General features: G+C 38.1%; 30 protein-coding genes. All 30 read right to left on the bottom strand.

Going from position 1 to position 25,103, the window contains the following annotated elements; all coding sequences use genetic code 11:
• Positions 1-8: 8 nt before the first annotated feature.
• Positions 9-497: a chemotaxis protein CheD gene (locus AC1UFB_RS01940; protein ID WP_061784570.1), complete on the bottom strand. Its 489-nt coding sequence runs from the start codon at positions 495-497 to the stop codon at positions 9-11.
• On the bottom strand, positions 490-1,149 hold the full coding sequence (locus AC1UFB_RS01945; RefSeq protein ID WP_061784571.1) for a chemotaxis protein CheC: 660 nt from the start codon (positions 1,147-1,149) through the stop codon (positions 490-492). Before AC1UFB_RS01945 ends, AC1UFB_RS01940 begins: the two co-directional genes overlap by 8 nt.
• Entirely contained in the window at positions 1,136-1,567 is a 432-nt protein-coding gene (locus AC1UFB_RS01950) for a chemotaxis protein CheW (protein ID WP_100346928.1), read from the bottom strand. The genes AC1UFB_RS01945 and AC1UFB_RS01950 overlap by 14 nt, the downstream gene beginning before the upstream one ends.
• A 47-nt stretch (positions 1,568-1,614) precedes the next feature.
• Positions 1,615-3,615: a chemotaxis protein CheA gene (locus AC1UFB_RS01955; protein WP_100346927.1), complete on the bottom strand. Its 2,001-nt coding sequence runs from the start codon at positions 3,613-3,615 to the stop codon at positions 1,615-1,617.
• A gap of 12 nt (positions 3,616-3,627) precedes the next feature.
• A complete protein-coding gene (locus tag AC1UFB_RS01960) occupies positions 3,628-4,680 on the bottom strand; it encodes a protein-glutamate methylesterase/protein-glutamine glutaminase (protein ID WP_482588414.1) in 1,053 nt (350 codons plus the stop codon).
• Between the two features lie 10 nt (positions 4,681-4,690).
• The gene (locus tag AC1UFB_RS01965; RefSeq protein ID WP_025908968.1) at positions 4,691-5,560 is read right to left on the bottom strand and encodes a MinD/ParA family protein; all 870 of its coding nucleotides are present in this window, start codon (positions 5,558-5,560) and stop codon (positions 4,691-4,693) included.
• On the bottom strand, positions 5,553-6,632 hold the full coding sequence (locus AC1UFB_RS01970; protein WP_061784575.1) for a flagellar biosynthesis protein FlhF: 1,080 nt from the start codon (positions 6,630-6,632) through the stop codon (positions 5,553-5,555). Before AC1UFB_RS01970 ends, AC1UFB_RS01965 begins: the two co-directional genes overlap by 8 nt.
• Positions 6,629-8,668, bottom strand: a complete 2,040-nt coding sequence (flhA, locus tag AC1UFB_RS01975; protein WP_328100906.1) for a flagellar biosynthesis protein FlhA — start codon at positions 8,666-8,668, stop codon at positions 6,629-6,631. The genes AC1UFB_RS01970 and flhA overlap by 4 nt, the downstream gene beginning before the upstream one ends.
• Positions 8,669-8,706: 38 nt before the next feature.
• Positions 8,707-9,789: a flagellar biosynthesis protein FlhB gene (gene flhB, locus AC1UFB_RS01980; RefSeq protein WP_100346923.1), complete on the bottom strand. Its 1,083-nt coding sequence runs from the start codon at positions 9,787-9,789 to the stop codon at positions 8,707-8,709.
• Positions 9,790-9,791: 2 nt separating this feature from the next.
• Positions 9,792-10,568, bottom strand: a complete 777-nt coding sequence (gene fliR, locus AC1UFB_RS01985; protein ID WP_061784576.1) for a flagellar biosynthetic protein FliR — start codon at positions 10,566-10,568, stop codon at positions 9,792-9,794.
• A gap of 2 nt (positions 10,569-10,570) precedes the next feature.
• Positions 10,571-10,840 carry a flagellar biosynthesis protein FliQ gene (fliQ, locus tag AC1UFB_RS01990; protein ID WP_025908973.1) on the bottom strand — a complete coding sequence of 90 codons (270 nt, stop codon included), beginning with the start codon at positions 10,838-10,840 and terminating at the stop codon, positions 10,571-10,573.
• 9 nt (positions 10,841-10,849) lie between these two features.
• Complete coding sequence (fliP, locus tag AC1UFB_RS01995) at positions 10,850-11,518, bottom strand: flagellar type III secretion system pore protein FliP (RefSeq protein ID WP_328100907.1); 669 nt, start codon at positions 11,516-11,518, stop codon at positions 10,850-10,852.
• On the bottom strand, positions 11,511-12,143 hold the full coding sequence (locus AC1UFB_RS02000) for a flagellar biosynthetic protein FliO (RefSeq protein WP_025908975.1): 633 nt from the start codon (positions 12,141-12,143) through the stop codon (positions 11,511-11,513). The genes fliP and AC1UFB_RS02000 overlap by 8 nt, the downstream gene beginning before the upstream one ends.
• A 64-nt stretch (positions 12,144-12,207) precedes the next feature.
• Positions 12,208-12,570 carry a response regulator gene (locus tag AC1UFB_RS02005; protein ID WP_025908976.1) on the bottom strand — a complete coding sequence of 121 codons (363 nt, stop codon included), beginning with the start codon at positions 12,568-12,570 and terminating at the stop codon, positions 12,208-12,210.
• A 22-nt stretch (positions 12,571-12,592) separates the two neighbouring features.
• Positions 12,593-13,720, bottom strand: a complete 1,128-nt coding sequence (fliY, locus tag AC1UFB_RS02010) for a flagellar motor switch phosphatase FliY (RefSeq protein ID WP_138116686.1) — start codon at positions 13,718-13,720, stop codon at positions 12,593-12,595.
• Entirely contained in the window at positions 13,717-14,712 is a 996-nt protein-coding gene (gene fliM / locus AC1UFB_RS02015) for a flagellar motor switch protein FliM (protein WP_076512238.1), read from the bottom strand. Before fliM ends, fliY begins: the two co-directional genes overlap by 4 nt.
• A gap of 30 nt (positions 14,713-14,742) precedes the next feature.
• A complete protein-coding gene (gene fliL / locus AC1UFB_RS02020) occupies positions 14,743-15,174 on the bottom strand; it encodes a flagellar basal body-associated protein FliL (protein WP_025908979.1) in 432 nt (143 codons plus the stop codon).
• Positions 15,175-15,177: 3 nt separating this feature from the next.
• Entirely contained in the window at positions 15,178-15,387 is a 210-nt protein-coding gene (locus tag AC1UFB_RS02025) for a flagellar FlbD family protein (protein ID WP_025908980.1), read from the bottom strand.
• A 55-nt stretch (positions 15,388-15,442) separates the two neighbouring features.
• Positions 15,443-16,306 (bottom strand): flagellar basal body rod protein FlgG, encoded by an 864-nt coding sequence (flgG, locus tag AC1UFB_RS02030; protein WP_100346922.1) that lies wholly within the window; start codon positions 16,304-16,306, stop codon positions 15,443-15,445.
• A gap of 25 nt (positions 16,307-16,331) precedes the next feature.
• Positions 16,332-16,763 (bottom strand): flagellar hook assembly protein FlgD, encoded by a 432-nt coding sequence (flgD, locus tag AC1UFB_RS02035; RefSeq protein ID WP_025908982.1) that lies wholly within the window; start codon positions 16,761-16,763, stop codon positions 16,332-16,334.
• 9 nt (positions 16,764-16,772) lie between these two features.
• Positions 16,773-17,951 carry a flagellar hook-length control protein FliK gene (locus tag AC1UFB_RS02040; protein WP_482588415.1) on the bottom strand — a complete coding sequence of 393 codons (1,179 nt, stop codon included), beginning with the start codon at positions 17,949-17,951 and terminating at the stop codon, positions 16,773-16,775.
• 13 nt (positions 17,952-17,964) lie between these two features.
• Positions 17,965-18,585 (bottom strand): MotE family protein, encoded by a 621-nt coding sequence (locus AC1UFB_RS02045; RefSeq protein ID WP_025908984.1) that lies wholly within the window; start codon positions 18,583-18,585, stop codon positions 17,965-17,967.
• An 8-nt stretch (positions 18,586-18,593) separates the two neighbouring features.
• Positions 18,594-19,037, bottom strand: coding sequence for a flagellar export protein FliJ (gene fliJ / locus AC1UFB_RS02050; protein WP_025908985.1), 444 nt, complete (start codon positions 19,035-19,037; stop codon positions 18,594-18,596).
• The gene (fliI, locus tag AC1UFB_RS02055) at positions 19,034-20,353 is read right to left on the bottom strand and encodes a flagellar protein export ATPase FliI (protein WP_025908986.1); all 1,320 of its coding nucleotides are present in this window, start codon (positions 20,351-20,353) and stop codon (positions 19,034-19,036) included. The genes fliJ and fliI overlap by 4 nt, the downstream gene beginning before the upstream one ends.
• Entirely contained in the window at positions 20,328-21,122 is a 795-nt protein-coding gene (gene fliH, locus AC1UFB_RS02060; RefSeq protein WP_076512235.1) for a flagellar assembly protein FliH, read from the bottom strand. Before fliH ends, fliI begins: the two co-directional genes overlap by 26 nt.
• Complete coding sequence (fliG, locus tag AC1UFB_RS02065) at positions 21,115-22,125, bottom strand: flagellar motor switch protein FliG (RefSeq protein WP_373688722.1); 1,011 nt, start codon at positions 22,123-22,125, stop codon at positions 21,115-21,117. Before fliG ends, fliH begins: the two co-directional genes overlap by 8 nt.
• Positions 22,126-22,145: 20 nt before the next feature.
• Positions 22,146-23,735, bottom strand: coding sequence for a flagellar basal-body MS-ring/collar protein FliF (gene fliF, locus AC1UFB_RS02070; RefSeq protein ID WP_025908989.1), 1,590 nt, complete (start codon positions 23,733-23,735; stop codon positions 22,146-22,148).
• A 70-nt stretch (positions 23,736-23,805) separates the two neighbouring features.
• The gene (fliE, locus tag AC1UFB_RS02075) at positions 23,806-24,102 is read right to left on the bottom strand and encodes a flagellar hook-basal body complex protein FliE (protein WP_482588418.1); all 297 of its coding nucleotides are present in this window, start codon (positions 24,100-24,102) and stop codon (positions 23,806-23,808) included.
• A gap of 11 nt (positions 24,103-24,113) precedes the next feature.
• Complete coding sequence (gene flgC / locus AC1UFB_RS02080; RefSeq protein ID WP_025908991.1) at positions 24,114-24,563, bottom strand: flagellar basal body rod protein FlgC; 450 nt, start codon at positions 24,561-24,563, stop codon at positions 24,114-24,116.
• A gap of 2 nt (positions 24,564-24,565) precedes the next feature.
• Entirely contained in the window at positions 24,566-24,958 is a 393-nt protein-coding gene (gene flgB, locus AC1UFB_RS02085) for a flagellar basal body rod protein FlgB (RefSeq protein WP_025908992.1), read from the bottom strand.
• Positions 24,959-25,103: the final 145 nt, after the last annotated feature.

Genomic DNA, 25,103 nt, shown 5'->3' on the forward strand with positions numbered 1-25,103 from the left:
CTTACTGGCTAGATTTCAACCACACCTTTGTTTACCGTTCGAACCATTAGTCGTGAAGTTGTGGGATCGAATTCAATTGTTCTGCCGTTTGTTCCTCCCACATCTTTTGATATTAACCTAATATGATGCTGTTTTAACTCCTGCTCCACAGCTATAATATTTCGAGCGCCAATTTTCATAAAATCATTATTTGAAGTAAATTGAAACATCTGCGCACCACCTGCTATTTTGGCACATAAGCGTCTTTTATTTACACCTAAATGTACGAGCATTTCAATCAAATCAATAATGGCTGTATCTGCATACTTAGCCCGGTTGAATGACTCTTTCACATGCCGAGAATCCGGCAGCATAATATGAGCTAGACCCGCTACCTTTAAGATGTCATCATATAATACAACTCCTACGCACGAGCCTAATCCTGCTGTGCGAATTAAATCAGGTCCTTGCACAACATTCATATCTGAAATACCAACTTTTACAATATGCTTATCCATGCAATGGTACTCCTAATGCTTGAAATAATGGTTGAATAGAATCGTTGTCTGGAACAAGGAGGAAATTCCCTTTCATAACGGAAGAGTGCGCTTGTTCTTGTAACATTGTTTCAATTATTAAAACCGATTCCATCTGATACCCTTCTTCCAGTAATCCACTCGTCATCGTAGCACCAAGCATATCTACACAAACAGCTGGTAATGAAGGGTAGATATGAAGGTTTGTTAAATCTGCAAGAGCAGTTAAATAGGAGCCACATAAAATATTCCCTATTTCACATAGCGTAGACCGCATTAATTCTGATTCAAGGAAATTCAAACTTTCAATTTCTATTGAAGGTTCATCTAATAAATAGCCTAGTAATGTCTTCGTATCATCTACTGATAATAGAAAAAACAAGCTACCTTGAATATCTCCTTTAATCTGTAATAATAGCTGCACTACTACTCGCTCAGGACCTCCAATTTCTTCAACCGCTTCGTTTATATCAGTAACTTTTACGCTTGGAAGCTGCATCTCAATTCTTTTTTTTACCAAATGAGAAAGGGCCGTGGCTGAATTAGCAGCTCCAATATTGCCTATTTCTCTCAAAACATCTAAATGGATTGCGTCAAACTTCAAATTGTCTAAGTTGGTTTTATTCTTGGTCATCCAAACCTAAAACCTTTCCTAAATTCACTAGTACTATTAAACGCTCCTCTACTTTTACAACACCGCTTATATAATCAGCTTCAATACCTTCGATGACTTCAGGTGCTGGTTCAATATGGTCATCATAAATATCTAACACATCGTTTGCTGCGTCTACGATTAAGCCAACTTCAATACCGTTTATTATGACAATAATAATTCGTGTATGATCTGTATGAGTTTGCTCTTGCAAGCCAAACTGCTTTCTCAAATCTAGAATTGGAATTACTACTCCACGTAGGTTGATGACGCCGCGCACATATTTTTCTGTTCGAGGGACTCGCGTGATATGTTGCATTTTCTCAATTGATTTAACCTGCTCTACTGCAATTCCATACTCTTCGTTCCCCAGCTGAAATACAATGAATTTTGTCTCCATTTTGCTCTCCTCCACTACGGTTTAAAACGTTGTTTTCCCAAACATTATTATTTAATTAAAGCATTACAATCAATAATTAACGCTACTTGCCCATCACCTAAAATTGTTGCTCCTGAAATGGCAAACGGAGAAGTTAAGTAATTGCCTAATGATTTTAAAACGATTTCTTGCTGACCTATAAACGAGTCAACAATTAAACCGGCTGTCTTATCACTTTTTCGTACAATCACAACAGGATAAACATCTTTTTCCTCAGAAGTTTCCGGTACGTCAAACAGCTTTTTTAGGTTTAATAGCGGTATGATTTTCCCTCGGAAATCAATAACTTCTTGCCCGTGAGCTTTCATAACGTCTTTTTTATTTACAAGTGCTGTTTCAATGATAGATGACAATGGAAGTGCATAGCGTTCATCTTGCATATTAACAAGCAACGCTGAAATGATTGATAATGTTAAGGGTAGTTGGATAGAAAAAGTAGATCCATAGCCTGGTATTGAATCAATTGTCACCGTTCCACCTAAGGACTCAATTGTATTTTTGACAACATCAAGCCCTACACCACGCCCTGAAACATCAGAAATTTGTTCGGCTGTGGAAAAACCAGATGCAAACATAAGATCATATACTTGTTGATCTGTTAAACCTTGAGCACCTGTTTCTGAAACAATTCCTTTTTTCAGGGCTTTTTCTAAAATTTTATCGCGGTCGATCCCTGCACCATCATCTTCAAGGTCGATGAACACATGATTACCACTATGATATGCTTTCAGTCGAACTGTACCTTCCCTCTTTTTCCCATTCTGTTCACGCACGTCCGGCATTTCAATCCCATGGTCTAGCGCATTGCGAAGCAAGTGGACCAGGGGATCACCAATCTCATCAATAACCGTACGATCAAGCTCTGTTTCAGCACCGATAATCTGCAAGTTGATTTCTTTCCCTAAATCTTTTGCTAGTTGACGAACCATACGTGGAAAACGATTAAAAACAGTCTCGACTGGAACCATACGCATGTTTAAAATAATAGACTGCAAATCTCCAGAGATACGCGACATCCGCTCAACAGTTTCCTCTAACTCTTGATTATTTAAGTCTTTTGAAATCTGCTCAAGGCGCCCTCTATCAATAACTAGCTCTTCAAATAAATTCATTAAGCTATCTAAGCGATCGATGTTCACTCGGATTGTTTTATTAATAGGTGCAGTTTTTGCTGGTGCAGTTTCTTTGACATTAAGGTCATCAGCACGCTTTGTATTAGACTGTTGAGGGCGTGACGTTTGTTTTTCACTATCGGTTGCTACATTTTCTTTTGGCTCCACAGTATTAATCTGAACATGCTCTACTTCAGAGATTTGCATCAGCTGCTCTTTTAACGAGCTTTCCTCTTCTTTTGATACCAATACAGCCGTAAATTGTTGATCAAACTGTTCTTGTTCTATATCTTGAACTGATGGGTTTGACTTAACCACTTCACCAGCTTGCTCAAACACGTCAAATACCATATATGCTCGCGCTGCCTTTAATAAGCAGCGCTCATCTAATGTAACGGTTACCTCATATACAAAGAATTCTTGTTGTAACGCTTGGTTTAGAAGGTCCGTTTCAAATTCATCATATACAATGCTAGGTGATACGACTTTACTTTCTGTAGCTGCTGCCACTTCTAATCCTCCGCTTTCTAAAGCCTGGAGTTTCGTTACAATCTCTTGTACATCATATCCTCCGTCACCACCTGCGGCGATTGACTCCACCATGAGGTCTAAAGCATCCACTGATTCAAACACTAAGTCGACAACGCGTGTATTTACGCTTAATTGCTGGTTACGAATCGCATCTAGTACATTCTCCATTTTATGAGTAAGGTTCGCTAAATCTTCAAACCCCATCGTTGCTGACATTCCTTTTAACGTATGAGCTGAACGGAAAATTTCATTTACAAAACTAAGATTATTAACATCCTTTTCAAATTCTAACAACTGTTGATTAATATTCTGTAAGTGTTCCTTACTCTCTTCAATAAATACTTCTAAATACTGACTCATATCCATTGAGTGCTCCCCCTATTTCTGCACGTAATGTAAAATACGATTTGCTACATAATGTAATGGCTGTATTTCATCTACTAACCTTGTGGCGATTATAGACTTTGGCATTCCATAAATAATAGCCGTTTCTTCCGACTCGGCAATCGCTATGGTTTGCCCTTTGCTTTTCATATGAATAACGCCTTCCGTTCCATCTGCTCCCATTCCAGTTAATACAACCGCAACTTTTTCATAGTTAGGACAATCTGCAAGCGACTGAAACAAAGTATCAACTGATGGTCGGTGCCCTTTTACCGGTAACGACTGATCCAAAACAGTTATTAACCCTTCTTTAGATTCTTTTACGGTTAGATGGTAGCCTCCGGGTGCAATATACGCACATCCTGGTTCTAACTTTTGATTATCTCTTGCTTCTTTTACCGAAATAGCAGCTAACCGATCTAATCTAGCTGCTATTGAACTCGTAAAACCAGCTGGCATGTGTTGAACAATTAAAATAGGGACTGGAATCGTTGCAGGAAGCATTGTTAGAACTTCTTGTAATGCTCTTGGCCCTCCGGTTGATGTACCGATGCAAACCACTTTCTTTAACGGCTTTCGGTCTCCCCTTACCATTGATGATTTCACAGGCTTGTCTTTAATTGATTCTTTTGAATTGAAAGGAAGATTTGCTTTGCTCGCAATATAGAGTTTTGTTAATAGCTCATCTTTTACTTTGTCGATATCTAGTGAAATAGCACCTGAAGGTTTGACAACAAAATCAACTGCTCCATACTCCATCGCTAAAAATGTATTATTTGCTCCTTCAAACGTTGTACTAGACAACATTACAACAGGAGTTGGCTTAATTTTCATTAATTCTTTTAACATCTCTAATCCGTTCATCACAGGCATCTCTACGTCAAGTGTCATAACATGTGGATTCAATAGCACAGCTTTCTTTAGTGCTTCCTCGCCGTTTCGAGCTGTCCCCACTACGTTAAACCTACCGTCTTCCTCTAGTAAACTAGTAATAACCTTTCTCATAAACGCTGAATCATCAACGATTAATACTTTAATTTTATTCAACTAGCAAACCCTACCTTTCGAGAAATAACTTCTTCAGCTTGGCTACAAATCCAACGCTGTGATTTCTGGTACTAGACGATGTTGCATATTGATTTACAATATTCTTAATTCCTTGGCTTGCACTGCCTTTTGGATATTGTAAAATGAATGGAACCTGACTATTTACCGAATGAGAAACGCAGCGGTCTTCCTCTATTGTTCCTAACAATTCAATTGAGCACTTCAAAAACTGTTTAACTGCTTGATTAAAGCGTTCATACGTGTTTACACCTTCTTTAATAGAAAGTGACTTATTTACTACCATCTTAAAAGAAGCATTCACACCATATAAATGTAAGAACTTTAATGCAGCGTAACAATCCGTAATTGATGTTGGTTCAGGCGTAGTAATGAGCACCATGTCATCCATTGCCTTTAAAAAAGCAATGACGCCCTCTGTCATTCCTGCTCCCATATCAAAAATTAAGTAGTCATAATCTTGAGAAACGGAGTTAAATTGATCAATTAGATAATGCAAATCATTTTGTTTCCACTCAAATAAAGAAGTAATTCCAGAGCCTCCTGCAATATATGAAAGACCCTTTGGTCCTTGTTTGATGACACGCTGAATGGGCCATTTATTCTCTAACATATCCACGATAGTGTAGGTCGAAGCAATTCCCATTAATACGTCAATATTGCCCATTCCAATATCCATATCAAAAAGCAGCACCCGATATCCTTTCTCTTGTAAAGACAATGAAAAATTCAGCGAAAAATTAGACTTTCCAACTCCCCCTTTTCCACTAATGACTGCTAATGTCTTAGCCTCCGTCCGTTGATTAGAACCATGTTTGACCGCTGCTACCCTTTTTCTTAAAGCTGCTGCTTGATCATTCATGTTTCCAATCTCCAAACAGATAATCCACTATTTTTTCAGCAGTATATTTCTCTAGATCGTCAGGGACATCTTGTCCAATCGTCATAAAAGAAGCTGGCAGCTGACACTCCGTTAGCACATTAATAATTGGACCAAATGTTGTGGTCTCATCTAGCTTTGTCAAAATAATTGAATCAATTGGTATACTACTAAACTGTTGGTAAACTTTACGTAAATCAGCCATTTTTGCCGTCGCTGCTAACACTAAAAAGGTTTCCATGTGTTCATTAAACGACATCATATTGTGGAGGTCATGAATGTATTGGCTGTCTAAAAAGTTCCGTCCCGCTGTGTCTATGAACACAATATCGTATTCATTAAATATCTGAAGCGCTTGCTGAAAATCTTCATTGTTATAGCAAACTTCAATTGGAACATTCAGAATGGACGCATACGTTTTTAACTGATCGATAGCGGAAATACGATATGTATCAGTTGTAATGAACGCAACTCTTTTATTTTGTTCTAAAATACACGACGCAGCTAATTTTGCTAGCGTTGTTGTCTTACCAACGCCTGTAGGACCAACAACGTTAATATATTTCTTTTGAAATACTTTTGAACGTTCTGAATATGATAGGTAATCTTCAAACCAGCTTTTCAGCCATTCAACCACCTGCTTATCGCCTAGCGAAGGTGTTGTATAATATAACTCCATGACTTTATCTCTTACTTCTTTTAACAATCGTTCTTCGATCTCTTGATGTTGCAAATATGAAATAACTTTTTGAACAAGCAACGGATATTCAACAACAGTATTTCTTAATGGGTGCACCGTTGCAATAAGCTGTTTTAATTCATCAACCTGCTTCATAAGCTGTTCATCTGTACGGTTTTTAACGTATTTTTTAGTTTTTTTTACTTGGTCGTCTACCCCAGCAATTACTTCCAACTTCTTTTTAGTAAAGACGCCCATAAATCCACCAACTTTAACAGAACGCGACTTTAAGATCACCGCTTCTGGACCAAGCTCTGCTCGAATAACTTTCATTGCTTCCGGCATTGAAGATGCCACATATTTTTTTACCTTCATGATAAATCAACCACTCCAACGCTCTGAACTTCAATACTTGCTTCTAGTTCGTTATATGATAAAATCGCAACTTGAGGTATATATCTTTCTGTTAGCTGGCGGACATACATCCGTACAGCTGGTGAGCAAAGAACAATCGGTGTTTGATCTTGAAACCCTGCCCCATCAACTTGAGCTACAATATGTTCCACAATGTTTTGGGAAACGTATGGATCCAATGATAAATAGTTCCCATGTTCTGTTTGTTGAACTCCTTCAGCTAGTACTTTTTCAACCTTCCCCGATAGCGTAATGACGCGAAGCAGCTGTTCTCCAGCAGCATACTGGGTGGTAATTTGCCTAGATAATCCTTGACGAACATATTCTGTTAATAGATCCGTATCAGATGTCATCTTTCCATAGTCAGCTAGTACTTCAAAGATAACTGGCAAATTCCGAATCGATACCTGCTCTTTTAATAATTTAGCTAATACTCGCTGGATTTCTCCTACTGAGAGTGGAGATGGGGTAACCTCCTCAATTAAGATTGGATACGACTCTTTTACATGATCAATTAATTGTTTAGTTTCTTGGCGACCTATTAGCTCGTGAGCATATACTTTAATTACTTCTGTAATATGTGTTGATACCACTGAAGGCGGATCTACTACGGTATACCCAAACATCTCTGCTTGCTCTTTAGTTGCTTCATTAATCCACTTGGCTGGCATTTGAAAGGCAGGCTCAATTGTATCAATGCCTTCTATCATATCGTCACCCATTCCAGGACTAATTGCTAAGTAATGATCGAGCAATAAATCACCTCTTGCCATTTCATTCCCTTTAATTTTTAGCCGATATTCGTTTGGCTGTAGTTGAATATTGTCGCGAATTCTTACAACAGGAATTACTAAACCAAGCTCTAAAGCAAGCTGACGGCGAATCATAACGATACGATCTAACAAGTCGCCTCCTTGATTTGTATCTGCTAAAGGAATAAGACCATAACCAAATTCAAACTCGATAGGATCTACGCTCAATAAATTCACAACGCTCTCAGGACTTTTCATATCATCAGCTGGCACTTCTTCTTCTGATGCGGCTTCTTCGTTTAAAAGAAGTTTTGCTTTTTTAGGAGATAAGTAATAACCTCCTGCTGCTAGTAAAAGTGCTAATGGAAGTGTTAATAAATCATTGATTGGCGTAATGAGACCAAGAACAGCAATAGTCGCTCCAGTAACATACAGCATTGTAGGAAACGCAAATAGCTGTCCCGTAATATCTTGACTTAAATTCCCTGTAGAAGCTGCTCTTGTTACAATAATACCTGTAGCAGTGGAAATCATTAATGCTGGAATCTGACTGACCAACCCATCACCAACTGTTAATAAAGTAAACGTTTGGGATGCTTCTCCAATGCTCATACCCATTTGCATCATTCCAATAATGATGCCAAATAAAATATTAATTAGTGTAATAACAATACCAGCAATTGCATCTCCCTTTACAAACTTGCTGGCTCCGTCCATTGATCCGTAAAAATCCGCTTCACGCTGAATTTTCTCACGCCTTTGAATGGCTTCTTTTTCGGAAATCATTCCTGCATTTAAATCAGCGTCAATGCTCATTTGTTTTCCTGGCATTGCATCAAGAGTAAAGCGTGCAGCTACCTCTGAAACGCGCTCAGCTCCTTTTGTAATAACTAAAAACTGAATGATAATTAAAATAACAAAAACAACAAATCCTACAAGTGGATTCCCACTGATAACAAAGTTACCGAATGTCTCTACCACACCGCCGGCATTACCTTCACCTAAGATAGCTCTTGTGGTGGATACATTTAACCCCAAGCGAAAAAGTGTCAGCACAAGCAATAACGATGGAAAAACAGATAGCTCAAGCGGCTCTTTCATGTTCATTGATACAAGCAAAACAAGCAGTGCAAGAGATATATTTACCATAATTAACACGCTCAACAACCAAGACGGGAGCGGAATAACAAGCATAACAATAATGAGTACAACACCTATAACAACTGGTAACTCTCTTGCAGACATGAATCATTTCTCTCCTTATTTCTTATAATCTTCAATACTTATACCTTTTTTTGAATGCGATACACATACGCTAAAATCTCAGCTATCGCTTTAAAAAACTCCTCGGGCACCACATCGCCAACTTTCGTTTGTTCATATAACCCTCTTGCTAAAGGTCGGTTTTCTACCATAATGATTTCATGGCTTTTTGCAACGGCTTTTATCTTTTGAGCTACAAAATCTACTCCGCTTGCCACCACGTATGGAGCATCCATTTTATCTTCATCATATTTTAAAGCAATTGCATAATGAGTTGGATTCGTAATGACAACATCCGCTTTCGGCACTTCTTGCATCATTCTAGACATCGCCATCTCACGTTGTTTCTGCTTAATTTTAGATTTGATGAGTGGATCTCCTTCAACATTTTTATTTTCTTCTTTAATATCTTGCTTTGACATCCGAATGTTTTTTTCAAAATCAAACTTTTGGTACATGTAGTCAAGAACAGATAATAAAAGTAGAACACAAGAGGCTGCAAGGCCCATTTGCAACACTAGTTTTGCTAGCGATACCAGACTGTCTCCGATGCTCCGATGAGATAAAATGAGAACCTCATCAATGTTAATCCATAATACAGCAAACGTAACGGCACCAATTAAGACGATCTTTAACGTTGATTTCAATAGTTCTACAATGGCTCTCATTGAAAAAATTCTTTTAGCCCCTTTAATTGGATCAACCTTCTCCAATTTTTGCTGAAGGGGTTCAGCTGAAAAGAGGACACCCACCTGCATATAATTAGCTGCAAGCGCACCTACCAAGGCAACGAGCATAATAGGTCCGAGTGCATATGCAATTTCAGGAAGAAGGTCTCGTAGCAAAATAAACACACTTTCTTCCGTAACTTCCGTTAGCATATATGTCTGAAAAGATTCCTTTATAATGAGCATCATCTTTTCAAGCGTATGCCGAGCTCCGAATATAAAATAGAGAAAAACAAGAAGTAGCATAATGGCTGTCGTGACGTCTTGACTTTTTGCTACTTGTCCTTTTTTTCTAGAGTCTTGCCTCTTTTTAGGCGTTGCCTTTTCCGTTTTTTCTCCCGCAAAAAACTGCAAATCTAACCGAACGAGAAACATTTTTATACTCCTCCTAGTAAATGAACCATCGTTCGCATCGCCTCTAGCATGTATTCAAAGATTAGCTGCATCATATAAAACATACTTCCCATAACCACGATTAGAAAAATAAACGCCACGATGATTTTGAGCGGAAATCCTACTACAAAAATATTAAGCTGAGGTACCGTTCTTGCGACGATTCCTAGTGCTATATCAACAAGAAATAACGCCCCAACAACCGGGAGCGACATTTGAACCGCTAATAGGAACATCATGCTAAATGTTTTAATAATTGTCGTCACAAACAGTTCGGTTCCAACTGAAAATGAAAGCTCGTTAATCTTTAATACTTCATAACTATGATAAACTCCATCTATTAACAAATGATGACCATTGGTCGATAATAAAAAGAGCAGGGCAAAAATATAAAGGTACTGACCGGTAATTGGACTTTGAGCACCCGTTTGCGGATCCATCACGTTAGCGATAGCAAAACCCATTTGAAAATCAATTAACCCACCAGCAATTTGAATTGCCATGATTACGATATATGCAATTAACCCCATCGAAATTCCAACGAGACACTCCTTAATGACAAGAAGCAAAAAGCGATCATCAAGTGGAATAATTGGAAAATCTAGTGTTGTGACTACAACAAGTGATAAAGCTGCTGCTAGCCCTACTTTGTGAAAAGTTGGAACTGTACGATATGAAAAAAGCGGTACCGTAATAAAGAAAGCGGACAATCGTACTAAAATTAAGAGAAATGCCGGATAAACACTGATTAGCTCCACCATCTTTATCCGATATACCTATGTAGGTTTGAAAAGATATTATACGTAAATGACACCATCTTAGATAACATCCATGGCCCAAAAAATACAATTCCTACAAGTACCGCTACAATTTTTGGCACAAAGGCCAAGGTTTGTTCTTGAATCTGAGTTGTCGCTTGAAAAATACTGACAAGCAAACCGACAACGAGTGCTAATAGCAAAAGTGGACCACACACAATTAAGATTGTATATACGCCTTTTTCTGCTAACGAAATGACAAATTCTCCATTCATGTTTTTCACCTATTGAAAACTTATTAATAATGATTTAACGACTAAATTCCAACCGTCTACTAAGACAAAAAGCAAAATTTTAAACGGCAGAGAAATCATCACTGGCGGCAACATCATCATCCCCATCGACATTAATACGCTGGAAATAATCATATCAATGACAAGAAACGGAACAAAGACCATAAAGCCGATTTGAAAGGCTGTTTTTAATTCGCTAATTGCAAATGCAGGAACCAATGCCGTTAATGGAATTTCTTCTACTGAACTTGGTTTATCCATCTCTGCATATTCTAAAAATAACGCTAAGTCTTTCTGCCTTGTATGAGCACTCATAAACTCTTTCATAGGAAGAGATGCTCGATCGTACGCTTCTGTTAAATTAATTTCTTCATTAAATAAAGGCTGCAAAGCTTCTTTATTCACCTGTGAAAACGTCGGTGCCATAACAAAGAATGTTATGAATAAAGCGAGTCCTAACAGTACTTGATTGGGAGGCATTTGCTGAGTGCCTAATGACGTTCGAACAAACGAAAGAACAATAACAATTCGAGTAAAGCATGTCATTAAAATTAAAATACCTGGAGCAATTGATAGAACCGTTAAAAGCAGCAATAATTGGATTGAGGTTGATACATTTTCAGCATCACTAGCATTAAAAATCTCCATCACTTCATTCATGTTGCTTACGGTTCCTTTCTAATTCTTCCAACTTGGTTTTCCGCTTTTTCATCATCTGATTTAACGATTGTGTAAAAGATTTCATACTTTCAACTGAAATAGCTTCCTTTTCTTTTCGTTCAAATAGTGATGGAAGAACCACTTTATATTCACCATCACTGCGTTGATCTTCGTACTTCTTTAACAGCTGCTCCTTGTCTTCTCCAACTACTTCTGAAAGCAGCTCAATATTTTCTCCTACACCTACAACGAACAGCTGCTCACCGACCTTAACAACTTGAACCGATTTACTATTCCCAAGGTTAGTTCCACCTAAATTTTCCACCAGTTGATTTTGCTTTAATACATTTCCTTTTGACTTCACAAATTTTAAGACAACTAGCAATAAGCCAATAACAAATGCAAAAGCAACTAACATTTTCACCACTTCACCAGCGGAAATAGTCGCACCTTGATTGGTATCACTATCACCAACTGCGTTAGGGTCCAACTCTTTTTCACAAGCGCTTGGATTTTCTATACATTCTTTCACTGAATCCGATGTTTCTGCCGCTTGCACGCTTATACTATTTTGAAACAACAGACTTCCAGCGATAGCTAAAATAAATACGATATATCGCAGCAACGTTTGCCACCTCTTACCTTTTCATAATACAAAGTGGAGCAGAGCAGCTGCTCCACTTTTTTCTTTATCCTACAGCTTTTGAAATGGCTTCAAGCACACGGTCTGCTTGAAATGGCTTCACAATAAAGTCCTTTGCACCAGCTTGAATTGCATCGATAACCATTGCTTGTTGTCCCATTGCTGAACACATAATTACTTTCGCAGCTGGATTCAGTTGCTTAATCTCTTTTAAAGCCGTAATACCATCCATTTCCGGCATTGTAATATCCATTGTTACGAGGTCTGGCTGATGCTCTTTATAAAGATCGATAGCTTGCATTCCATCAGCAGCTTCCCCCACAACTTCATATCCATTTTTCACAAGAATATCCTTAATCATCATGCGCATAAATGCCGCATCGTCTACAATTAATACTCGTTTACTCATTTTATTTTCCCCCTATATAAAGTTACTTTAATTTATTAATACGATCACGTTGACTAACTATATCCGTCACGCGAACGCCAAAGTTTTCATCAATTACCACTACTTCACCTTTAGCGATTAGCTTGCTGTTAATCAAAATATCGACCGGCTCACCAGCAAGTTTATCTAACTCAATTATTGATCCCGATGACATCTCTAAAATTTCTTTAACAGTTCGTTTTGTACGCCCTAACTCTACAGTTACTTGAAGTGGTATATCTAACAACATGTCTAAATTATTTGTTTCGGACTGTGATGGTATTTCATTTCCATCAAAAGATGAAAAAGCAACAGGTTGAACATTAACAGGAGCTTCAGGCATAACTGGTTCTTGTTGCAGTGATTCACTCACTTGATTTTGCAAAGGTTGTTGAGATGGTATTTCTTGAACAAGTTCACTCTCTTCTTCTGCGGTCGCAACTGGATTCAGCAATTCATTTACTAACCCTTTTGCAAAAGGAAGAGATAACAATTGCATAATATTAGAATCGATTAGCGTGCCAACTTTTAGATTGAATGAAACTTTAACTAGCACATCGTCCCCTTCTAATAAGTTCGTGCCTTCTCCTTCTGGAAGATCTAAAATATCAAGGCTTGGTGGCGAAATATCTACTTTCTTTTGAAAAATCGTAGACATAGATGTCGCTGCTGAACCCATCATTTGGTTCATCGCTTCTTGAACGGCACTTTGTTTAATTTCATCTAGTAATTCTCCTGGATTTTCACCGTCTCCACCAAGCATTAAATCAGAGATAATAGCTGCATCACTTTGTTTAATAACAAGTAAGTTTCGACCTGAAATTCCTTCTGTATAATGAACTTCTACCGCAACATGCGGATTGGGAAATTCTTCTTTCAGCTCTTCTTTATGAATCAACGAAACATAAGGCGTTGTAATGTCAACTTTTTGATTTAATAAGGTTGACAATGCAGTAGCAGAGCTACCAAATGAAATATTGCCAATTTCACCAAGCGCATCGCGTTCCATCTCTGTAAAGTGTTTACTAATTTCACTTTCTTCTAGGTTGCTATCTGAAGGCATAGGGTCTAATGAAGACGTTCCTTTTAGCAATGCATCGATTTCATCTTGAGAAAGCATATCTCCTGTCATAACGACGTTCCCCCCTTAAACTGATCTAAAATTTGAATCGCCAATTTCCTTTTTAATTGTCCTGGCTGCGCACTAAATTTCGGTACACCTCCAACTTGAACGATGAGAGGTTGATTAACACCTCGGTCCAAGCGAATGATATCTCCCTTATCTAAAGAAAGGAAATCCTCAATGGATATATCAGTCTGTCCTAGCATCGCAACAACAGGAACGGTTGCACCTTGAACTTGTGTTCGAATCTGCTCAACCTCTAATTCATTTGGCTCTTTTTTAGATGATTGCATCCAATAATGCACTGATAGCTTTGAAATAATAGGCTCCAGCGTAACATGTGGGATACATAAGTTAATCATGCCTGTTTCTTCACCAATTTGTACGCTCAGCGAAATGACTACAACAATCTCATTTGGTGATATAACTTGTAAAAATTGTGGATTAACTTCAAGTTCTTCCATTTCTGGATTAATCACAGCAACTGAACTCCAGGCCTCTTCCATAATATCCAGCGTTTTATCTAACAAATTACGAAGTAGTTTTGTTTCAATCTCTGTTAAATTATCTATTTTTTTATTTCCTGCTTCTCCTTTGCCACCTAAAATACGGTCTAGCATCGCGTATGCAATATTCGGATTTACTTCCATAATTACTCTGCCATCCAGAGGTTCGACTGACATGACATTTAAGACCGTCATGCTCGGAACCGAGCGAACAAACTCTTCATAAGGAATTTGATCTGCTGATACAACTGAAACCTGTGTGATTGTTCGCAGTTGAGCTGAAAGTAATGTTGTTAATAATCTCGCATAGTTCTCATAGATCCTTGTTAAACTTCTAATTTGATCTTTTGAAAACCGTAGGGCTCTTTTAAAATCATAGGACCTGACGCGATTTTTCGTGTTTTCATCTTTTAACTGCTGCGCATCCATCTCTCCTGTCGACAGCGCAGACAACAGTGCGTCAATCTCGTTTTGAGACAATACATCACCGGCCAAAAACCTCACCTCCTACCTGCCATTTTTCCATTATTGTAGAACCTTGGAGGTCGTATAAATCTTCACCACATGCCCAGTCTCAATCGAGCTATCGATCTGTTTTGAAATTCGCTCTTCAAGCGCTTCTAAACCTTTTTTTCCCTCGAAATCTTCAGCTGTCATCTCCGATAGTTCTTTAATAATAATGTCTTTTACTTGAAACTCTCTTTTCTGTAGTTCTTCAGCTGCTTTTTTGCTATCCATTTGAATTTTAAATGATAGGCTAATATAATTATTGCTTTTTAAATTTGTTTTAATATCAGCAATGTCAACAGATGAATCAATTACTTCATCAATGGAAGGCGCAGCTTCAGCCGCCGGCTCGCTTGCTAACTTTAGCGTGACAATGACCCCAACACTCCCAATCAATGTTAAAGACAATAAAATAATGATCATAGTGCCAACTAACTTATTTTTAAACACAGCTTATTCCTCCATATCGCGCCGAAGTCCTAACACATTAATCGATTGATAATAAGCGCATACCTTTTCATTCACTTCAGCAATCGACTCTTTTACAACCAACTTTTTATTGTTGGTTAATGTAATAGTTGTGTCAGGAAACGATTCCACTTGCTCTATGTAAATTGCATTTAGCGTAAATTGCTTTCCATTTAACCTTGTTAAAGTCACCATAATTGATAAAAAGCCAAGCTGATCAGCTCAGCTTCTTTCCTCCTAGGCTATCAGTTTATCGTTTTAAGTTGACAAGTTCTTGTAAGATTTCATCAGAAGTTGTAATGATTCGAGTATTCGCTTGGAAACCACGCTGAGATACAATCATTTCCGTAAATTCTTCCGATAAGTCAACATTAGACATCTCTAAAGCACTCGATACAAGCGTTCCTGTTCCGTTTACTCCCGGTTCACTTAAATCAAAAAATTCTGTACCATCAACTTTTGCGCTACCTGAATTGGCTGTTTCAGCAAAGAGATTACCTCCTACCTTTTCAAGGCCATCATTGTTTGAGAATTTTGCTAATCGAACTCTACCCGCTATTTGTAAAGCACCGTCTGAATCAACATAATTTACGACTCCATCTTGACCAATGCTAAAACTTTTAGCTGTATCTGGAATATTTATTGTCCCTATAAACTCCGTTTCATTTCCATTAACGTCATAAACAGAACCAATAAGGTAAAGGCCTTCAGCTGTTACGATGTTTCCACCTTCATCTAAATAAAAATTACCTGCTCGTGTATACAGTGGTCTATCAATTGTTTGGCCATCTGCCCCATTAGCTACAGTAAAGAATCCTTCTCCTGAAATAGCTAGATCAAGTGGGCGACCTGTTGGCTGAATGCTTCCAGAAGTATGTATCGTATCAATTGTTCCAATTTGAGACCCAAGCCCTACCTGCTTTGGATTCACTCCGCCTCGATCCGCTCCCGGTGCACTCGCTCCTGCTATTTGCTGACTAACTAAGTCTTTAAACGTTGTACGCCCTTTCTTAAATCCGTACGTATTAACATTTGAAATATTATTACCGATTACGTCTAGCTTGGTTTGAAAATTTTTCATTCCACTAATTCCAGAATACATTGAACGTAACATGTAACTTCCCCCTTATTTATAGTGTTCAACGAGTGACAGACAAAATATCGTCAAGAGTTAAAGTTGTATGAGACTCATCATCTAACATAAAAGTAAGCTTGCCGTCCTTTACAGAAGTGGCTTTCACAACAGCTTCGCTTTCTTTATTGGTTTCATCTACCCAAGAAACCGTCTTACCAATAAGCTCGCTACCTTTTAGAATTGGAGATTCACTTTGAACTACTTGTAAAAATTTCTCCATCGATGTACTCATATTTGTCATTTGTTCTAGTGTTGAAAACTGAGCCATTTGAGAAATAAACTCCTTATCTTCCATAGGACTAGTTGGATCTTGATTTTGTAATTGAGTAATTAAAATCTTTAAGAAGTCATCTTTTCCAAGCGAGCTTGTTCCTGTTTGCTTTTGCTGCACGGGCTGATTTGCCAAATACAAATCAGACTGAACCTTATTTGTCATATACATCACCTACACATTGTAGTTAATTAACGCTTCTTCTAATGAGTGAGAAAAGATTTGATTAGTTTCGGCTTTTTCGTCTTTTTCTTCAACTCGTTTTTCTTGCTGCTTTTGTTCTTGATGTTCTTCGCCATTAGTCATCCATTGTTCTGCTGTGTGAAAAACGTCAATTTTATCTACTTGCACCTGCTGACTAATAAGCGTTTGTTTCAAAGACCCTAGCTGAGTATCTAAGAGATCTTTTGTCTGAGCAGATGATGCGATAATACGAGCGACAGTCTCATGGTTTCGCTGCACTAGTTCAATTTGAATGGATCCTAGCCTTTCAGGGAAGAGCTTTAAAACTAGCTTCGTTTGAGACGCATTATGCTGAAAAGAAGCTTTCACTAATAGCTCTTGTACCTGCTTCATCACCTGTGATGCCTGCATATCTTTGGGCAAATTCGTATTTACATGAAACGATAGCTGCTGCAACTTACTCATTTCACCCGGTACAAACGTCGCTTTATCAACAGGAATTTTTTGCTTACCTAACTCATCCGTTTCCATGCTTATTAATTGTCTAGTTGGCAGTGAGTGATTATCACTTGCTGAAGCAATTTTTTGTGTAATCAGTTCAATAAGCTGTTTCATTTCTTTACGAGAAAACTGAACAGATTGTATCTCAGGCTGCTGCAGCTTTTCTTGCAATGCTTTTAGTTGACTGGATTCCAATGGAACAAGCTCTCGCAAGGTTTGAAAAAACTGTTGAAATTCCTTAACGAAATTTTTTGCACTTCCTGACAATGTGACATCCGCTAAGTACGCCTGCAAATTCGTAGCATTGGAAAGCAATTGCTTCAGCTTAGATTCTTTTACTCCGCTTGTAGGGAGCTGTTGAATAAGATCAACAAAAGGCTTAAACAAAATACTTTGCTCTTCATTTTCTATCTTTTCAACATTCCCTTCTTCTAAATGAAGCTCAAGAAGCGCCAAAAATTCAGCCAAATCTTCGTTATCATCTACGTTCATCATTTGATTGTTCAAAGGCTGACTAATAGAATGACTGTTCGTGCTGAGATTATCAGTCGTTTCCAGCTCTACGAATAGCATTGCTTGAAATAAAAAAGGATGTTCTTTCTTAACTGTACGATCTACGTTTTGCTTCTCATTCATAACTGGAAGCATAGGCTGCATAGCTACCTTCATTCTTTCACCTCCATTACTCACTTAACGGCTCAGCTAGTAAGCTTGTATAGCGAGCTGCAACGGCAGGGTCCATCTTTTCTAAGACTTTCGTGCGTGCATCCGTTTTTAACGCTTTTAGCAGCAAGATTGCTTCATTTTCTTTTAATTCGGTAAAAATGAGAGCTGCTTTCGTCGGGTTCATCTTTTCATAAGTAGAAACAATGTCTTTCTGTTTATCGTCTCCACCGTCTTGTTCTTGACTAGCAACATCTTTCTCATCTTCTGAATCTCTAATCTTAATTTTTAACTCATCAATCTCGCGCTCTTTAGCCGTTATTTTTTCTTCTAAACTTCTAATATTGTCTTCTTTCTTTTGAAGCTTTTCATTCAGGCTCTTTATTTGATTTTCTAACTCTTTATTCGCCTGTTGCTGATTAGTAGATTTTAAGCTTTCATTATCGTCTCCTATTAAAGGAAGAGATGAAGTTACCGACGAGATTTTCTCTTGAACATCGACTCCACTAATTGTTAGACCAATATAAATAGCTGTAATAATAAACAGCAGGGGTATAAAAATAATAAACAAGAAGACTTGCCACTTACTATTTCTTTTTTCTTCTATTTCTTCATATTCATCTTGCTTTTTTCTAGCCATCTTCTCACCTAATTTCTGTGTAGCATAAACTGTTGCAGAGAAATCTCATCCATTTGCTTACTTTCCGCATCACCCTGAGTTTTTAGGTAGCTTGTATAGCTTTTGTCTTTAAGCTTTTCATACTTTTTGCACTCAATATTTTTTTCTTGAAGCTTCAGCTCTTTCATACTCATCTGCTGTCGCGCCAACATGACGTCTCGCTGGAGCCTGGCAATCGTCGCCTCAATGCTTTCAAGTGCTTGTTGAAAAAATTTAATCTCGCTAACCGCTAAACCACTTTTAAGCTTTTTTGCCTGAAGTTCAAGCATTTCTTCTTTCTGCTTGAGCTTATCGTAAAGCCTCTGCCCGACTTGCTCGAAATATTGAACTGATTCATTATATTGAGCCAATAAACGATTTTTTTCATCTTGCTTAACCGTCATGACTTTTGCTAACTTAAACTGATACGTCACGTTCGTTCACCTTTCTGAAAGAGCTGTTTTAGTATCTCTACGCTATCTTTAAGCGTGGGATGTTCACTCGTTTTTTGCTTTAAAAATGAAATAAGTTCTGGATAATATAAAATTGCTTCATCAATTTCAGCAGAGGACCCTCTTTTGTAAGCTCCGATATTAATAAGGTCTTCTGCTTCAATATATGTAGAAAGTAATAACCGTAGCTTTTCAGCACTTATTTTATGATTTGCTTCTACAATATGATTCATAACGCGGCTAACACTTTTGAGCACATTAATGGCTGGATATTGACCTTTATTAGCTAAATTCCGATCCAATACAATATGCCCATCAACAATTCCTCGAACCGTATCAGCAATCGGTTCATTCATATCATCACCGTCAACTAATACCGTATAAAATGCCGTAATAGAGCCTTGTTCAGTAGTACCTGTTCTTTCTAATAGGCGAGGTAATGAAGCAAAAACCGATGGTGTGTATCCTTTGGTTGTGGGAGGTTCTCCCACTGCTAAACCAATTTCTCGCTGCGCCATAGCAACGCGCGTAACTGAATCCATCATCATCATGACGTTAAGCCCTTGACTTCGAAAGTATTCTGCAATAGATGTAGCTGTATAAGCCGCCTTCATTCGTAATAGTGGAGGCTGATCAGAAGTTGCGACAACGACAATTGAATTTCTCAAACCTTCCGAACCAAGGTCTCTCTCAATAAACTCACGGACTTCTCGACCACGTTCCCCTACTAATGCAATGACGTTGATATCTGCATTCGTGTTTCTCGCAATCATTCCCATAAGCGTACTTTTCCCAACTCCACTTCCTGCAAAGATTCCAATCCGCTGACCCTTGCCAACTGTAAGCAAACTGTCGATTGCTCGAACCCCTACTTCAATTGGTTCAGAAATTGGTGGGCGTTGCAATGGATTAGGAGGTTCCTGTTCAGTTAACACTGATGGAAGATAGCTAGGTAAGCTAGTTCCATCAAGTGGATTTCCTAGGGAATCTAGTGCTTGACCAATTAGCTCAGGTCCTACTTTTACTTGAAGCGGTTTTTCAGTTGTTTCCACGATGCAACCAGGTCCAATATATCGAACAGATGTATAGGGCATTAAAATGACATGTTCATCTTTAAATCCAACTACTTCTGCTTGAATTCGCTCACAAGTATCCTTTAAGTGGATATAGCAAACATCACCAATGGAAGCTTGTGGTCCTCGTGATTCAATCATCATTCCAATAACTCGGTTAACTTTCCCATATCGTTTAAACGAAGAAATATGAGCTATCTCAGGAATAAGCTGCTTCACTTTCACTTTGCTTTTCCTCCATTAAACGTAGTTTCAATTTCTTTTTTAGCTCCGTTAACTGACTATCAACCGATGCATCGAGCTTTCCATACATCGACTCAATAATGCAATGTTCATCTGTCAAATTTTCATCTGCGTATATGAATAAGCTAGCTTCTCCATTCAATATATCGAACAATTGCTGTTTATTTTCACAAACCATTTCATAATGGCAAGGTGCCACAAAGACTCGAAGCTCTTTGCTCTCTCTAACTTCCTTTATTGCGTGCTTAACCAGTGATACAAAACTTTTCTCATTTTTATGTTGAAGATTTTGCCCAATGACTTTCTCAGCAAGTGTAAAGCCAAGCTCTAAGATAACCTCTTCAGCTTGAGAAAGGTAATCGGTATAATCTTTTTTAGCTACGTTAACAGCCGTACGGGCTTCTTCTATAAGCGATGTATAGTCCTTATATCCAGCCTGTTGACCTTCACTATACCCAGCGTTAAAACCCTTTTTCTTCTCTGCTTCATATAGCTGTATTTTTTCATTCTCCCACTGCTGTCGCTCTGCTTCAATTTGCTGTCTTGCTTCTAATAGTCTTGCTTCAGCTTCTTCATAAAGACGTGTAGACGCTTCTTTTGCTTCAGTAAGAATTTTGTCAGGGCATTCATTCTTTGCTGTCTGACCATTTGAATTGATCAAATTTCTCCCACTAAATAATGGCTTGATTTCGATTGTTTTGGCTGAATCATGTACGTGATTTGCATAGGTAGATTTAATGATACTAGACAATAATATCGTCTCCTCCACCTCTTGCAATGACTACTTCTCCCATATCTTCTAATCTACGAATAACCGCCACAATGCGAGACTGAGCTTCTTCCACATCTTTTAAACGGACTGGTCCCATATACTCCATTTCTTCTGTAAACGTGTCTACCATTCGCTTGGACATGTTGCGGAATATAATATCTTTTACTTCTTCGCTTGCTACTTTTAAGCTCAATAGCAAGTCTTCGTTTTCAACCTCACGAACGACACGCTGGATGGAGCGGTTATCCAACGTCACAATATCTTCAAAGACAAACATACGCTGTTTAATCTCTTCCGCAAGCTCTGGATCTTGAATTTCTAGAGTATCAATAATAATTTTCTCTGTTGCACGATCCACGCCATTTAACACTTCAACCACCGTCTCGATTCCACCAGTATGGGTGTAATCTTGCGTCACCGTTGTCGAAAGCTTTCTTTCTAAAATTTGTTCTACTTCACTGATGACTTCTGGAGATGTGCTATCCATTGTAGCAATTCTTCTCGCAATATCACCTTGACGCTCTTGAGGTAAAGATGACAAAATTTGCCCAGCTTGAGCTGGCTCTAAGTATGATAAGATCAAAGCAATCGTTTGCGGGTGCTCATGCTGAATAAAATTTAAAAGCTGCATTGGTTCTGCTTTACGCGCAAAATCGAATGGTCGAACTTGCAAAGATGAAGTTAAACGATTAATAACCATTATTGCTTGTTCAGGACCTAAAGCTTTTTCCAACACTTCTTTCGCATAAGTAATGCCGCCTTTTTCAATATAATTCTGAGCAATTGTCATTTGCTCAAATTCTTTTAAAACGGCTTCTTTAACCGCAGGCTCTACCTTTCGCATTGAAGAAATCTCAAACGTTAGCTGTTCAATTTCGTCTTCGCTTAAATGCTTATAGACGGAAGCGGATGCATCAGGACCAAGGGAAATTAATAAAATAGCTGCTTTTTGCTTACCTGTTAATTCACTTTTACTTACCACTTTCGCCACTATACTCCCTCCTACTCCTCACTAATCCACGTGCGCAATAGCTTTGCGAATTCATCTGGCTGCTCACCTGCAAGCTCTTCTAGACGTTTTCTTGACTGCTGCTCTTCACTTAGGACAGGAGGCTTTTGAATGGTTTCAACTGAATCTTCATACTCTTCTTCATATTCATAGAACTCTTCTTCAGAATCTTTTCTACGCTTTAACAATAAGAATAGTAGTGCAAGAATAACTAGTAATAAGCCACCACCTACAAAATATAGCCATGTTGGGATTCCGCTTTGCTGTTGATTAGCGGCTACTTTCTGTTCTTGGAATGGCTGTACGGAGACTACAATTTTGTCTGCAACCTGATTATCAGTTAACTCAGCACCTTGTTCATCCTTTGAAATTGACGTACGAACAATCGTGCTTAAAACTTGCTGAATGTCATCCTCTAAATTCTCTGCTAGTTCACCTTCACCGTTTGCATTAGAAGGGTCAATCATTACTTGGATTCCTAAGTCACGAACTTTATAAGGACTCTCTACAATTTCTTTACGAATTCTATTTACTTCGTTGTTGATTCGTTCTTCTGCCTTTTCATAGTCTCCACTGTCGGTACTTCCACTTTCTACATAGTTGGTTGTATCTTCTTCACCGGTCCCTGCAACCCCACCATCTTCAGGTTTCTTTCCCGTAAACGTTTCATTGATTCGCTCCACGCTTACTGCGATTCCTTCCATGTTTTCTTTATCTACAGGTTCCACTAAATTTTCTTCTCGATTTTCCTGTGTAAAGTCAACATCAGCTGTAACTGAAACCATTACTTTGTCTTGTCCAACTAATCTACCTAACATTTGTTGAACTTGGCGCTGAACATCACGTTCAATTTCCTTTTTAATACCATGCTGAGTAGCAAAACTAGATGAATTAGACATTTCGTCACTGCTTTTCAAGTCAAAATATTCAAAGTTCTGATTCATAATTACGATATTATCAGTAGGTAAATTTGGAACACTTTTTGAAACCAAATGATAGAGAGATTTTATTTGTCCTTCATCAAATTTGTAGCCTGGCTGTGTATTTAAAACAATTGATGCTGAAGCTTCTCCTTGCTGATCCTTCACCCAAACACTTTCTTCTGGCAAGGTAATCATCACGTTCGCATTATTGACACCTTGGATATTTTTCATCAGATTAGCTATTTCGGTTTGCATAGCTTCCAATTTAACAACGTTAAACTCATTGTCCGTCATACCAAATCCAGCATTTTGCCCAAAGAAAGAATAATCAATGCTCCCACTGTCTGGTATACCTTGTGCAGCAAGATCGACCTTTAATGAGTCAACATGTTGTTCCGGTACTGAAATAACCGTTCCATTTTCTGAGATTTCAGAAGGTATTTTTCTTGTATCCAGCTCCGCTTTAATTTGACCTGTTTCCTGTACAGATAAATTGCTGTAAAGGGGAACAAACTTCTCATTGGTTGCTACTAAAGAAATAGCAATAAGGGCAATTAGCAGCGCCAAGGGGCCGCCGATGATCAAACCTTTTTGAACCTTAGTGCGCTTTGACCAGAACGCACCTATTTGATTTTTATAGAGTGCTAGTTTTTCATTCATTACAATCCTCCGGCTATTGCTTGTTTTCTATCTAGGGATGAAATAACCGCTTTTTAGCTAAAACCGTTTACTACATTTGCATACGCATCATTTCTTGATATGCTTCAACAGCTTTATTACGTATTTCAATTGTCGTCTGCATCGCAATACTGGCTTTTTGTGATACAATCATGATATTATGTAAATCAATTTTTTCTCCACGAGCTAACTTTTCTGTGGCTAGATCTGATGCATTTTGTGCGTTGTTTACTTGGTTTAACGACTCCTTTAAAAAAGTTGAAAATTGACCGTGAGCTTCTTTAACGGTTCCTGTGTTCGATATTTTCTCAGTTAGTACAGGCATTTGATGTTGAATCCCTTGAATCATACTGCTTCACCTTACTTTCCTATTTCCAATGCTTTCAATAATAAATTTTTATTTGCGTTTAACACCGTAATATTTGCTTCATAGGATCTTGTTGCACCAATTAAATCTGTCATCTCTTTTAATGGATCCACATTGGGAAGCTGAACATACCCATCTTCATTTGCGTCAGGATGCGTTGGGTTATACACAAGCTTAAAAGGAGATTGATCTTCTGTTATGGACTTAACTTTCACACCGCCCGCTGACCCTTTACTCATTTCATTTTGTAGCAACGAAGAAAAACTTGGACCACCGTTTGATTGGAGCGAAACCACTTTTCTGCGATACGGCTGCCATTCTCCATTTACAAGTTCACTTCGTGTTGTTTCGGCATTCGCCATATTAGAAGAAATAACATCCATTCGTAGTCGATTAGCAGTTAAAGCTGACCCAGATATGCTGAGATTTTGAAATATTGACACCTCTACTTACCTCCTCTAATGACAGTTTGTAGAGAATTAAATTTACCGTTAAGTCGATCAATTAATGCTTCATAGTAAATTTGATTTTCTGCCATTGTCGTCATTTCTTTATCTAAATCAACCCCATTGCCGTTTTCTTGGTATGTATGACTTGTTCTTGAAATAACAGCTGCTTGTTCGGATGATTTTGAGAATTCAATATGTTTTTCGTTCGTACGGTATGCTTTCAATGAATATTGAAGCTCTGATTGAAATTGATTCTTCCGAGATACATCTTTAGCCTTATAGTTTGGCGTATCTACATTTGCAATGTTTTGAGAAATTGTTTGCTGCTTAAGCGTTGAATAATTCAGACCTTGCTCTAATGACTGAATTGTTCCTGAAAATAAACTCATATAGGACACCTACTTACCGCGTTTAATTTTCTGACAAATTTCGACTTTTCTACCATAAAGCCTATTGTAAAAAAAAGGTAACTACTCAGACCCTATGGAATTTTTTAAAAATAAACCTGCCTTCACGTTTGATTTCTTGATAACT

The sequence above is a fragment of the Priestia sp. KCTC 13724 genome, assembly GCF_056820425.1.